The organism is Sphingobacterium zeae (assembly GCF_030818895.1).
Lineage (GTDB): Bacteria > Bacteroidota > Bacteroidia > Sphingobacteriales > Sphingobacteriaceae > Sphingobacterium > Sphingobacterium zeae.
Genome location: NZ_JAUTBA010000001.1, coordinates 2,073,602 through 2,085,768 on the forward strand (window position 1 = coordinate 2,073,602; position 12,167 = coordinate 2,085,768).

Annotated in this window: 6 protein-coding genes; 4 read left to right on the forward strand and 2 right to left on the reverse strand. The window is 43.6% G+C overall.

Annotation, left to right across the window (positions count from 1 at the left end; all coding sequences use genetic code 11):
* Window positions 1-7 precede the first annotated feature (7 nt).
* Window positions 8-2,737: a DUF5695 domain-containing protein gene (locus QE382_RS08595; RefSeq protein ID WP_307185525.1), complete on the reverse strand. Its 2,730-nt coding sequence runs from the start codon at window positions 2,735-2,737 to the stop codon at window positions 8-10.
* Between the two features lie 246 nt (window positions 2,738-2,983).
* Between QE382_RS08595 and QE382_RS08600 the strand changes: the two genes are divergently transcribed.
* Window positions 2,984-3,466, forward strand: a complete 483-nt coding sequence (locus QE382_RS08600) for a family 43 glycosylhydrolase (protein ID WP_307185526.1) — start codon at window positions 2,984-2,986, stop codon at window positions 3,464-3,466.
* Entirely contained in the window at window positions 3,420-6,392 is a 2,973-nt protein-coding gene (locus tag QE382_RS08605; RefSeq protein ID WP_307185527.1) for a family 43 glycosylhydrolase, read from the forward strand. The genes QE382_RS08600 and QE382_RS08605 overlap by 47 nt, the downstream gene beginning before the upstream one ends.
* Window positions 6,393-6,468: 76 nt before the next feature.
* Here the strand turns inward: QE382_RS08605 and QE382_RS08610 are convergent, their stop codons facing one another.
* Entirely contained in the window at window positions 6,469-6,684 is a 216-nt protein-coding gene (locus QE382_RS08610) for a hypothetical protein (protein ID WP_293886274.1), read from the reverse strand.
* A 582-nt stretch (window positions 6,685-7,266) separates the two neighbouring features.
* Between QE382_RS08610 and QE382_RS08615 the strand changes: the two genes are divergently transcribed.
* Window positions 7,267-10,374, forward strand: coding sequence for a SusC/RagA family TonB-linked outer membrane protein (locus QE382_RS08615; RefSeq protein WP_307185528.1), 3,108 nt, complete (start codon window positions 7,267-7,269; stop codon window positions 10,372-10,374).
* Between the two features lie 16 nt (window positions 10,375-10,390).
* The gene (locus QE382_RS08620; protein ID WP_307185529.1) at window positions 10,391-11,995 is read left to right on the forward strand and encodes a RagB/SusD family nutrient uptake outer membrane protein; all 1,605 of its coding nucleotides are present in this window, start codon (window positions 10,391-10,393) and stop codon (window positions 11,993-11,995) included.
* Window positions 11,996-12,167 lie beyond the last annotated feature (172 nt).

The following is a 12,167-nucleotide window of genomic DNA, read 5'->3' on the forward strand; positions in this document are numbered from 1 at the left end:
AGCACTTTTACTTCGACTTTTTCAATGTTATCATTTTAGTTGACACGGGTATTGTATAACGGTTGAATGAATCCTTATTTAAACCTTCTACTACGTAATTGCTTTCGGGGTTAACATTAAGCAGAATATTCGCAATGGGTTGCTCACTAGCGCTATTGAAGACGAGGGTGATGCTGCGGTCTTTTTGATCGTAGTGCAGTTCGGCGATCTCGCCGGCATCTGTTGTAAGCCAAAGATTCTCCTTGGAAAGGAACACACGGCCTTTGGATGCTGTCGTCAGTGCCACTTTGACCAGCTGTTTTTCGGTTTTAAGATTACCGCTGAATGCGAGCCACCCAAATTCAGGGTGCTCCACGATATACGTTCCTGAATTGACTGCATAGCCGTAAAAACCGGTTCCGTAATCTCCTGAGATACCGTCATTGGCCAATGTGGATGGATAGGAGTGGAACGCTCCTGGACCGAAGCCGTCGTTAGTGACATTGGCCAGCGCTCCCATCATGCCTGCATGTCCGATACGTAGCAAGTAGAAGTCGTCGGGATGATCCCGATAGGCTGTCAGCACAGGTATGGAATTAAGCGCGGAACCGTAGTGATGGAGCTGACGCTCGATTCGCGAAAGTTTCCCACCATAGACAAAATCCCAGTAACGCCGCGCGCTTCCGTTGTAACCCCAGTGCGGAACGGTAGGCATATAGGCGATAATGGCATTCAAAGTCACCTGTGCTTTCTCATCAAAACCAAAAAAGCGTGACCAAAGAAATACTTCTTCTTGACCCGTGGAATCCCAAGGCATTTCACTTCCGAACGGATAATTAAGGGTTTTCCAATGCTCTGCCCGCTTGCGCATAGCAGCTTCAAGGTTATTGGCCATCGTCGTCAACCCTTCTCGGCGAAGATCTTGTAAGACGATAAGGAAGATACTCCCTTCCATTTGGCCGAACTGGGCGTAGTAGGGTGCTTTTTCGACCATGGCAATACTCGTTTGGTAAGCCCTTTCGAGGTAAGTTTGCCAGCTTTCTTCATTCACCAAATTCGTATAGTTGCGGGCGAGTCTGTACATCACCCAGTGTGCTGCCGCCACATGCGGATAATTGTAGGAACGACCAATATCGTCGGCCTCTTTTTTCGGCCAGGCAGACCAGGTCTTCCAGTTGATGTCCGTACGATAAGTGCCCGCTGGCATGGAGTCGGGTTCATAATAAAATAGGCTTTTGACCACTCCATATTTCTTGTCTCCTTCTTTGTGTTGGATATGGCCATATAAGGTCTCATTGACAAACCGTTTCAATTTGGCTATTTCCTGTTGATCGGGTTGCAATACTTGTTTCATCAGTGCGGCAAGCCAGCTTGCCGCTCCAGCTTCATCACTGAGACCCGCAAACCAGGCACTTTTATTTTGGGTGATGGGCTGCTGCTCCTCATAGTCGTATGATATGACAGCCGGTGAGCGGCCAAAAGGGTCTTTGTCATTTTCATACCATTGTTTGGTGGTCAGAAAATGGCCGAGATCCTGAACCACTTCTTTTTCGGATTTGATTATTTTGTATTGGATAGTCTGCGTTTTACCGTCACTATAGTTGATTGTTAGTCTTGCGCGGCCCCAACGGTTGCCTTTCACTTCATATTTGGTCCATTGCTGCGGTGTGCTTCCTTTTTTTGTCAGGGTTAATGCTCCTTCGGGATAGACACTGATGCTTTTAATAGCTTTATTGTGTTTGATAAAAAGTTCGGCCGGATTGCCCATTGGAACAAGATAGCCAGGCACGCCAATAGCTACAGGCCTGTTGTTCTTCACTAACTCAGACTCTATTTCCCGGATACTTGGGGCAAGGACAAATTTCAAGGCAAAGGTCTTTGATTCATGTGGTTTCAATAGCGTAGAAGTGGGTGTGTTCCATTGTTCTACGCCTTTCCATTCAGTCTCAGCATAGGCCTTGCTATGAATCATCCATTCATGAAACCCCTCAAAAGTGATACTTCGGGGAGTAGGGTCAGTATTAAGCGGATTGTAAGCTTCAAATCCTGCATTTTTATAGGGCAATACCAGCAAACTAGGACCATTGCCATGCAGACGGTTGACTTGCAGATACCCGGCATCCTGACCGATATAGGGATCGAAAAAGACGTTCTGGGCATGTGCCTGATCGAGATTCTTCCAGTCCATATTATTATTGAATGGGAGAGGGATACCCATGGATCCAATCTCGATCGCATAATCGTTGGGGTTTGTCAGTTCAAAACTCAAGATCAGATCCCCATGGTCATCTTGCCAGTGTCGAATCACTTTCAACGGGATATGGTTAAGCGTGGGACTGATATCTGCACTGGCGAGGTTGTTTTTCGCAGGAGGTATTGCGATGACATGCTTACGGTCTGCAGCTGATGAATAGGCCGTCCATGAGCTGTCTCCCTGACGACGCAAACGGATATTGATATCGCCGATATGAAAAAATTGATTGCGATCTCTTTTGTTGAGAAGCTCAACTGGCGTATAGTCAAAACCCTTTTCGCCGCTATTGGGCCGAAACGAAGATAGTGTCTGGGATGCGTTGAGTATAGCCACATTGAGGTTTTTGAGGGTGAAGCTTTTGGCGCCCTCCTCCAAGCCTAAAGTGGCCTGCTGTGCTTTAACTGCTTTCCATACCGGATGTTCATCTTGCTGGCTATACACACGAGTTGACAACTGTGTGCAGACGAGCGCAAATAGGATCCAATAGCTTTTTTTTAGATTCATTTTAGACATTTTAGTAACCATTTTAAGACAGCGAAGGTCATTGCTCTTACAAAGATGGATGATTGTACGTTGTATTTATGGGTGAATTTTAACCTTAAATACCCCATTCTTAACCGATTTGACTTCAAAATTTGGAATACCGCTGTTGATTTATAAATTTAATGTAAAATTGACATTTATCGTAGGTTTTATTCGTGATAAAATCGATTGTTGAGCTGTCTATTTTTAACCGATACACTTTGCGTTATGAGGATGAGTTATTTCTATTTTACGGTTCTGGCAATATTGTGCTGGTCGTTGGGCAACAAGACATTCGCGCAGTCGTTACAACCTTGGCAGCAGCCAAATGTGTTGAATCCGCTGCTGCCCGGATATTTTGCTGATCCGACGATTAAGAAAATTGGTGATACCTATTATATCTTTGCGACGACTGATGGTAATGGCTGGGGTGCTGGGCCGTCCCAAGTGTGGACATCACAAGATTTGAGAAACTGGAAGATTCAACCGATGAACTGGCCCAATACACATTGGTATTGGGCGCCGGATATGACGCAGGGATACGATGGCCGTTATTACCTCTATTATAGTCAGCCTGTTGAAATTTTTGGTGCAGTGGGCGACAGCCCAACGGGCCCCTGGAAACCTTTAGTGACTGACGGTAAATCGATGATCCCAAACTTATATGATTCCCGGCGTGATTACCCTAGACGGGCAAACCTTTCGGGATGACGATGGCCGCATCTATATGTATTGGGGAACCTGGGGGATCTATCCCGATCATGGATGTGCGGTAGGGATACTCAATAACGATATGAAAACTTTCGAAAAGACAGCCTTGATCCCCAATACCGTGGCGAAGGACTTTTTTGAAGCTCCTTATATGTTTAAACATAAGGGTATCTATTATCTGATGTACTCTTCCGGCCATTGTGAAGATGATAGCTACCGCGTGCAATACGTTAAAAGTAAAACAAGCCCTATGGGGCCTTTTGAATACCCCTCAACCAATCCCATTTTGACCACCAATGAGGATGGTAGTATTCATGGGCCAGGACATCATAGTGTGTTGGAGCTAGACAATCGTTATTTTATCGTCTATCACAGACACAATAATCCGCATTCGGGAGGTGGTTTCCACCGTCAGGTGGCGATGGATGAAATTTTTTTTACGCCAGAGGGTGATATCGTGCCGGTGCGGCCTACACATGCTGGCGTGCTGGATGTACTACCTGCTCAGGCAGAGCCCGTCGATTTGGCTTTAGGAAAAGCAGTGAGAGCATCCTCTTTCTACTCGATGGATTTTAGACCCTCTTTCGTGGTAGACAACAATAATGGAACATTATGGCGGGCCAAGAATAACGAAGGACCGGCATGGGTAGAAATTGACTTAGGAAAAGTCGTGGATATACAGACCATAGCCATTCAATTTGAGTATCCGACTTATGCCTATCAGTACCGCTTAGAGACTTCTGTTGATGCAATAAACTGGACGAATTATGTGGATCGCTCGGATAACAATCGTTGGGCAAGTCCTATCGTTGAACATGGTAAAGCTTTGGGACGATATGTTAGACTGCATATACTGCATACGCAATTGAATGGGCTTCCTCGTGGTCTGTGGAATATGAAGGTTTATACACAGCAGCTCGCTCAGGAGACATTATGGTCGCCGCCACAGCCCATGCCTGCTAAAGAAGTAACGCGAGGCGGTCTGATCCATATTGATGCAGCGGATTACAAGGAGGGGCAACTCGTGAAAAATATTAAAAATAAGGGTGTGATAGGGGGAGTGTTTAATGCTGAACAGGCATTGGCCGTTAAAAATTATCAAGGTAAGCGGGCATTTTTCTTTGATGGAACCACTGCGTTGCGATCGAGTTTTGCCGTACCGCAGTCGCTGGAAGGAAATAGCTCGTTTAGCCTTGCACTGTGGGTAAATAATCCTACGGTCGAAAGATTTGAACAACTGCTCGCCTGGTCTTCGGGATCGCAGGACCTCAGTAAGGCGCTATTTGGTTATGGCAGCGATCCAAAACAGGGTGCCATCATTCATGGATCGTGGCCTGATATGGGGTATTCTTCTGTTCCAGGGGCAAATTCCTGGCATCACATTGTATTCTCTTTCGATGGCTATCAAGAGTCTATTTACGTCGATGGAAAACTGCAACGTGCGGAAAACAGAATGCTGTTCGTTCATCCTGGGAAGTTTTTTGTTCTTGGAGCTTCGGACATACTCAATCAAAACTTTTCGGGGTATGTCGCCGATTTAAAACTGTATCATACTGCCTTGGATGAGCAATCGGTAGCCAAGTTGGCAAATGTGGGGCCGAAATGGCAATTTTTTGCGCTGCAAACTGATGATCTGAACTTGGGTAAGCTCACCACCTTAAGAAACCAGGGAACAGCAGCAGACACATTGGTAACGCTTCAAGATGCGGAAGTCGTTGTGAAGGGGAACAGACTGTCAATAAAAGGAAACGCCGTTGAAAGCAAGGTTTTGTCAGCGATATTGCAGGAAAAAAACTATGCTTTGGACTTCGACTGGTACTATGGTACTGCATGGCAACATGCTGTAATTACAGCTGATAATGGGAAAAAGAAATTCTATCGTAACGGTAAATTTGAAAAGCCGGATTATTCCGACAAACTGCTACGGGTCATGAGTAACGGTATTCAATTGACTTATCCATTTCATTTCTTTCGTGCTTATCCACATCGCTTAACATCGGATGCGGTAAATAAAAGATTCAGCCAGTGGAAGGAAGGGGTGGCTAATGATTTGGAAGCGTATATTCCAAAGGTACTTTCGCCACCACACTTTATTAATGGCAATCAGGTGTTTGCGCAGGTGGAAAAACAGCAAGGGCTTTGGTATCTGTTTCGGGGAGAAGGTGAGCTCTCGGGCTGGAAACAAGAGCCCTACCATCTTTTTAAATCGTCCAAACTTGAGAACGCGATCGAAGTGATTGTTAAAGATGTCTTTGGACATGTGAGCAAGCCCACCCGACTGTCTGTTCGGGAGCTAAAGCCTAACCTGATCCAGTTTTCACGACTACAGGGTGATACAATCCGAAATAAAAGAATCCCTTTTTGGGATGGATATGAGGCTATTCGTTGGAGTGATAGTACACAGACTGAGGTTTCTTGGCAGAACAGCAGCTGGAAATTACAGTCGAAGGATACCAAGTGGGGCGACAAATTACATCCCGGCCCTTTTCTTTATAAAGAGCTGGAAGGTGATTTTACTGTGGAAGTCAAGGTTAGCGATGTAGCGGGCTTGGCTCATCGGATACGCACATCAAACGAAGCTGGTATTATGATTCAACCGGTGGACAGAAAGGATGCTTACATCAATCATTGTATTTTAACGGGATGGAACCTCGGCAATCTGTCGCGAAGCATTGGACCGCAAATTTTTCAGGAAGACAATACGGGTACAGGAATCGATTTTTCGCCTTATCTTCAGGTTCAAAAGGTTGGTGATTATTTCTTTTTACGTTCCTCGAAAGATGGTTTGGATTGGAAGGACCTTCCGGGCACGCCATTTTTAAGAAATGATCTGAATGGTAAAAAGTTGCGCGTTGGACTGTATCAAATTGCAGGTAACAATGCGTTGGGCTATGTCGTATTTGATGCATTCCGGATATGGAAATAAACCTATTTCTAATTGTTTTATGCGCATAATATGGTTTTATGCGCATAATGGCCTTTACCCAATAGCTAGAAAAAGTCTATTTCTCCTCAAAGATAGATTTGTACGGATTGGTCTGTTTTCCTCTAATGTTTTTAATCCCCTTACTGTTTAGCCATTCGGTAAACTGATCTGGATTTTCTGGGATAAACTGGATGACTTGACCATTTTTCAGGAGCAAGGAAAATATACCACAATTAGCAATGAATTTTGTGATCTCATCGGAACGGTGTTTCAATGGTGAAAAATAGTCCATAACATTTGGCTCTTTTTTAAGTAGGTTGGATAAAATATCCAAAACATCATTAAATGGTTAATTCAATAGATTGTATAAATCACATCAAAGATGCGAAAAAATATTTTATATTTCTTTAAATGATTAGAAATTGTTGTTCTGTTTTTTTTGTATAGAATTCTTTTCGTTGAGCGATTGAATTTCCCTGTTTTGATACAAACACTTCGTAATCTTTTCTAAAAGAGCGTCATTTGTGCGATATGGCGCGATATTGAACCTCTTTATCGATCGCTTTGATCCTGTGTTTTAAACATTTTTACCCTTCTTTTAAATATTTGTTGCAAAGGAATCTTAATAAAAACAGTAGTTTCGCTTTATAACCAACTAGCAAATGGCTAACTCATTTTACAAGGATGAGCTGATAAAGGGAATAATGATTTTTTAAGCATATACCTTATTGATGAAAGCCAATATTTATGTGGTGATATCCCACATAACGGGTGAGTATAAACAATTTGAATACTAAGTAATAACCAATTCATATCAATAAATAACCAACTACCTGCCTTAATAGGCAGCAAGAAATTTATATCAAGTAAGATTATGAACAAAAATTATGTGTCATCTATCTTTTGTTTTTCCAAAGAGAGGAACAGGAAAGTGAAGTGGTTGTTAATAGCTTCCATGTTAATGTCCATTGGACGACTGTCTGCTCAAGAAAAAGTGATCCATGGGAAGATCATAAGTGATCAGGGAAAACCAATTATCGGGGCATCGATCAGCGTGAAAGATAAAACACTCAGTACTTCCACAAATGAGAAAGGTGAATTTGTGCTCAAGCTCAATCCGGGCGAGACGATTATTGTGTCCAATGTAGGTTATAAACTCGTCGAATATGTCATCGGTAACTCTTCAGAGGTGAGCATTCCACTTGTTGCCACAACCATTGCGGTGGATGAGGTTGTGGTGGTTGGATATGGTAAGCAAAGGAAGGTGGATCTAACATCTTCTATTGCGGTTGTCGATACCAAAGATCTTGTAAAAGTACCTGGAGGAACGATTGCCACGCTTCAGAGTGCTGTGCCCGGCGTACAGGTAACCAATGGAGCTATTCGCATCCGTGGTGTTGGATCCATTAACGGAACCGATCCCCTCTATGTGGTCGATGGTATGATCGGCGGGGCAATGCCCGACGAAAATAATATTGCCAGCATTCAGGTGTTGAAAGATGCTGCTTCCAGTGCTATTTATGGTGCCCGGGGAGCGAATGGCGTTATTTTGGTCACCACAAAACGGGGTAAGGCCGGAGATGTGAAGATTGATTACAATGCTTTCGCGGGCATCAAAAATATCTCCCATAATGTACCGCTATTGAACGGACAGCAGCTGGCGGAATTGATTAATGAGGAAATGTATAATAAAGATCCTTCACGCCAAGACTACCTGGCTGCGCTCGCTAAACCGTCGGCCATTGGGGAAGGGTACAACATGATGGATGAATTGCTGCAAACTGGCAATTACCAACGGCATAATCTTTCCCTTTCGGGAGGTTCTCAAAATGCGAATTTTCGGTTAAGTGGTATTTATGCTACAGATAAATCCATTATTATTCAGGATAAAAATAAGTATTATGGAGCCCAATTTATCTCTGATTTTACCAAAGGTAAACTTAAGATAGGGGAAACACTTTCGTTGGGTTATACCCGCCGGAACTGGAGTGATAAAAATATCTTCGATGCGCAGAAGTGGTCTTCGACATTGCCGCTATATGATGCGAATAGCAGTACTGGGTTTGCAGGAGCAGGCAACGGAACCGACGTCCCAAGTGCATTGGCAAACGCATACCTCAATAAAAACATCAATGATAATTTTTCGGTAAACGGGAATGCCTGGGCTACCTATGAAATTATCAAAGGACTGGTCTATAAATTGAATATGGGAATAGACCTTAGCCGTGTGCGAAATGAGGGTTACATCGGCAACTACTCGGTCGGTCAATATCAAAACCATAGTCCGGATGAACTCAATATATCCAGTAGTCAAAATAACCGATGGTTATTTGAAAATACGCTGAGTTATGAAAATAATTTTGGCAAACATGCCATTTCGGCTTTGGCGGGTATCACGTCGGAAGAATCCCGTTACAATGCGGTCAATGCCGGCGCCCGGGGGTTGCCAAGTCCAGATGTTTTGATTCTCAATTCGGCCTCCTTGGCGAGTTCCCGCCTTGTTGGTTCAGGCGTGGGGCAGTCGGCCATGTATTCCATGCTTGGACGTGTCAACTATAATTATGACAATCGATATCTCCTAACATTTAATATGCGGCGGGATGGATCGGCCAACTTTAGCAACCAATATCGCTATGGAAACTTTCCTTCGGTATCTGCAGGATGGCGTATCAGTCAGGAATCATTTATGAAAGCATTTCCTGCAATCAGCGAATTGAAACTCCGCGGCAGTTATGGACTGCTGGGGAATTCGGATATTGCGCAATATCAATATCAACGGACGGTTAGTTTTGATCATGTGTGGTATTATCTGAACAATGTGATGGTGACAGGTGCTTTACCACAGACTCCTTCTAATCCGAATGTAAAATGGGAAAGCCAGTACTCTACTGATATTGGTATCGATTTGGAACTTTTTGATCATAAATTGGCTTTGACCGTCGACTACTATAATAAACGGACTGAAGACATGCTGATCAATGTGCCTATTTCGTTCACTGCGGGGTATGGTAACAACTTTCCGGTGCTGAATGCCGGTAGCATACGGAACCGGGGCTGGGATGTCTTGGCATCGTATAAAGATCGAGCAGGCAATTTTAGCTATCAAATCGGGGCCAATATATCTTTTGTGAAAAACCGTGTGCTCAGCTTGGGCAACAATAATGAAATTTTGTGGGGAAGTATCTCACCCGGTGGAGAAAATGTGACAAGGACAGCTGTTGGCCGTTCAGTGGGGGAATTTTGGGGTTACACAACCAACGGTTTATATACAAACCAAGCGCAATTGGATGAAGATAAAGCTTTTGCGCCCAATGCAGCACTTGGGGATGTGCGGTTCAACGACCGAAATGGCGACAAGGTCCTAAATGATCAGGATAAGGACTTTTTGGGAAGCCCAATACCCGATTTTAGCTATGGGTTCAATGCTGACGTGAGTTATAGCAGTGCTATAGGGATTTTTGATCTGTCGATGATGTGGCAGGGAAGTCAGGGGAACGATATCTATAACAATAGCCGCTATTGGGGCGAGGGAATGTACCATTACTATAACAATTTTGCTTCAACGCTGGATCGCTACCGTGCAGAAGAACTTATCTTCAAAAATCCAGTATCCGGTGAGACGACAGTGTATCCCAAAAATACAGATACCGATATTCCACGTGCTGTACTTGGTGATCCTAATCAGAATTTAAGGGCTTCGAACAGGTTTGTTGAGGATGGCTCTTATCTGCGTCTCAAAGTCGTCAATATTGGTTACAGTTTTTCTAGCCCAACGCTTGAACGCTGGAAGATCGACCGATTACGGTTTTATGTCGGCGCAAAAAACCTGCTGACCTTTACCAAATATTCTGGATATGATCCTGAAGTGGGGTCGGGCGATACACGCTCCAATTTGAGCCGTGGAATTGATGGGCAAACGCCATGGGGGCTGAGCTTCCCGAATTCAAGAGAGTATTTTATGGGTATTCAATTTACATTCTAACTACGATATCGACATCATGAATAGACACTATATCAAACTTGTTGCTGCTGCTCTGCTGTTACAGTTTTCGAGTTGTAAACCAAATTTGGATCTATCCAATCCTCAGGAATTGTCGACAGATACTTATTATAAGACGGCAGATCAATTGGAAAATTCCGTTATACCCGCATACCAGGCGCTGATTGGGCGTACGCAGGGTGGATATGCTCGTAGTTTGTATTTTGAGCTTTTGGCTCCTGGGGATGATTACAACCACACGTTTAAGTGGGAGCCTATGTATCAGGATAGCTACAATACGCCTGCGAGCGATGGAATGACAGCGCAGACCTGGAGAGATTTTTGGAACGGGGTATTTGCGGCTAATTTAGCTATTGACCGTATTCAGAAATTTGAGGGCGAAATAGAACAAAATAGAAAAAATAGACTGCTGGGGGAAGCGTATTTTCTGCGAGGTTTGAATTATCTGCATCTGGGCATGTTGTTTGGTGAAACCATTCCACTAATGAGTAAACCTGTTGAAACAAATGAAGATTATTATCCAGGCAATGCACCGGCGGGCGCCGTTTATGCGCAGATCGTGGATGATTTCAAGAAAGCATCGGAATTGTTGCCAACACGGGCAGCACTTTATGCCGACAGTAAAATGATCGGTAGGGCGACAAAAGGTGCTGCACAGGCTTATCTCGCCAAAACTTACCTTTATAAACCCATTCTAGCCAAAGGCCAGGCGGCGGATTTTGCAAATGCTGAAATTCAATTAAAAAGTGTTATTGATAGTAAGGAGTACCAGTTGATGTCCTCTTACAGGGACAATTTCTTGGAGACAAAAGAGAATAATCAGGAATCTATTTTTGAAGTCCAGCTTTATAATGGTCCGGGTTGGCTAGGTGACGATATATCGAGTTCGTGGCGATGGCAAGAAATTGGCATGTTTGACGGTACTGGTGGCGCTTGGTGGAATCTCGCCCCCAATAAGATGGCGCATGACCAATTTGAAGACGGTGATCCTAGAAAGTTTATGACTTTATGGTGTGAGAATGGTGCGAATTTTACGCAATTGGACGGTAAGGTCACCACTTATACGGACTGGATGAAGAGTTTGGCGACGAATAAGGATTTATATGGTACAAGAAAATATTGTCCTGATGTTCAAATAGCGGATTATGATAACGGTAATAACGACCGCATTTTTCGGTATAGTGATGTGCTGCTTCTTTATGCGGAGTGCCTCAACGAACGGGGGGATGTAACTGGAGCCAAGCAATACATCAATCGGGTTAGGAAGCGTGCCAATAATATCGTTCCCGATGAACAGCCGCATCTTTGGTATCAAAAATCGAAAGGAACGATTCCTGACGTAGACGGATTGCTTGCGCAAGGTTTAGTAAAAAACGGTGTTTCATTAAATACCGTCAAAAATATTATCGTTCATGAGCGATTTGTCGAATTCCTTGGAGAATATCAACGGTATTTTGATTTATTGCGGTGGGGAATGGCTGATGCTGTTTGGTTGGAACCGTTGAAAAAAGGGGGCTGGTCGCCAAAAGCCATGTATTATCCTTTCCCTCAAGCTGAACTGGATAATAATAAAAATTTAAAAGGTAATGAGATGAACAATTGATCTGAGAAAGTTATTGGTTATTTATTCATAGTTAGTGTTAGGTGGGGGTGCCCTTTTTAGGGTACCTTTTTTATTGCCTAACGGTACAAAAAATGGAGTCTGTGTCGATATTGTATTAGTATTCATCGATTATGTAGTTTCATTGTTGGTTCAATTCAGGTATTTTTGATAT

What these genes read in the sequence shown, in the direction of transcription:
- QE382_RS08595 (WP_307185525.1), bottom strand. Translation starts at nt 2,737, where the DNA reads ATGAATCTAAAAAAAAGCTATTGGATCCTATTTGCGCTCGTCTGCACA.
- QE382_RS08600 (WP_307185526.1), top strand. Translation starts at nt 2,984, where the DNA reads ATGAGGATGAGTTATTTCTATTTTACGGTTCTGGCAATATTGTGCTGG.
- QE382_RS08605 (WP_307185527.1), top strand. Translation starts at nt 3,420, where the DNA reads ATGATTCCCGGCGTGATTACCCTAGACGGGCAAACCTTTCGGGATGAC.
- QE382_RS08610 (WP_293886274.1), bottom strand. Translation starts at nt 6,684, where the DNA reads ATGGACTATTTTTCACCATTGAAACACCGTTCCGATGAGATCACAAAA.
- QE382_RS08615 (WP_307185528.1), top strand. Translation starts at nt 7,267, where the DNA reads ATGAACAAAAATTATGTGTCATCTATCTTTTGTTTTTCCAAAGAGAGG.
- QE382_RS08620 (WP_307185529.1), top strand. Translation starts at nt 10,391, where the DNA reads ATGAATAGACACTATATCAAACTTGTTGCTGCTGCTCTGCTGTTACAG.